This window comes from Streptomyces sp. SID14436, from assembly GCF_010548465.1.
Classification (GTDB): Bacteria; Actinomycetota; Actinomycetes; order Streptomycetales; family Streptomycetaceae; genus Streptomyces.
Genome location: NZ_JAAGMD010000332.1, coordinates 1 through 1,240 on the forward strand (window position 1 = coordinate 1; position 1,240 = coordinate 1,240).

1 protein-coding gene is annotated in these 1,240 nt (G+C 76.7%); it reads right to left on the reverse strand.

The window, feature by feature from the left end; translation table 11 throughout:
* Window positions 1–41: 41 nt before the first annotated feature.
* A complete protein-coding gene (locus tag G3I53_RS11930; protein WP_164438318.1) occupies window positions 42–995 on the reverse strand; it encodes a LysR substrate-binding domain-containing protein in 954 nt (317 codons plus the stop codon).
* Window positions 996–1,240: the final 245 nt, after the last annotated feature.

The window sequence follows — 1,240 nt, forward strand, 5'->3', positions numbered from 1 at the left end:
CCTGTCGTGTCCGGCGGGCTCGTGCCGCCTCCGGCAGGGTGCTACCCGTCGGCCGGGGCGTCAGCACGGCGCCCGCCGCCGTCAACAGGGCGCCGGCGCCCGGCAGCCGCCGTGTCTCGCCGGTCCGCGGCCGTCAGGTGGTGGAGCAGTGCGGCCGCCGCCGGGTTGCGTGGGCGTGGCCCGCGGCCCGCCAGGACGACCGTGCGCCCCGGGTCCGGCTGTCGCACCGCCAGACAGGGCAGTCCGGCCCGCTCACCGATCGGCCGCGGCACGAACGCCACCCCGATCCCGGCCCGCACCAGATCCACCAGCAGCCCGGCCTGCGTCACGTCACAGGTGATGTGCCGCCGCAGCCCCCACCCGGCGGCCAGCCGCCGGACGGCCGTCTCCAGACCGGTGCCCGCGCGGAAGTCCACGAACGGCTCCTCGGCCAGGTCACCCACCTCCACCTTTCCCGCCGCCGCCAGCCGGTGGCCCGGCGCGGTGATGAGCACCAGCTCCTCGTGCCAGGTCGCGTGCACCGCCAGCCCTTCGGGCAACTCCCGCGCGTCCGGCGCCAGATAGGCCAGGTCCAGCTCGCCCGCGCGCAGCGCCTCGGTCAGTTCGTCGACCCCGGAGTCCCGCACGGACACCTGGACGCCGGGGAACTCCCGGTGGAACGCGGCCAGTTCCACCGGAAGATCCACACATGTGAGCGTCTGGATGGTGCCGATGGCCACCCGGCCCCGGGCCAGTCCCGCGACCTCGGCCACCGCGTGCCGGGCCGCCTCCGCCCCCGCCAGCAGCGCCCGGGCCTGCGGCAGCAGCGCGCGGCCCGCCTCCGTCAGCACGACCCGGCGGCCCGTGCGGTCGAACAGGTCGGCCCCCAGCTCCCGTTCCAGCTTGCGGACCGAGGTGCTCAGCGCCGACTGCGCGATCAGCTCGGCGCGCGCGGCGGCGGTGAAGCCGCCCTCGGTGACGACCGCCATGAAATGGCGCAGCTGCCGGATCTCCATCCATCCACGGTAGCGATGGGTTCCAGCGAAACCATCTGTTGGACCGGCCGCCGGGGCCCGCCGGATGCTGTTCCCGTGCGCCTCGTCCCCACCCTGCGGGCCGCGCTGTCCGCCGCCGTGTGGACCGCCGCCTACTCGCCCGACACCCCCACCGCCCTGCGCCTGCCGGCGCGCCGGCTCCTGGACCTGCACGCCCGCGTGCGCACCCGCGTGCGCACCCGCACGCCGGACGGTGCCCGGCCCGG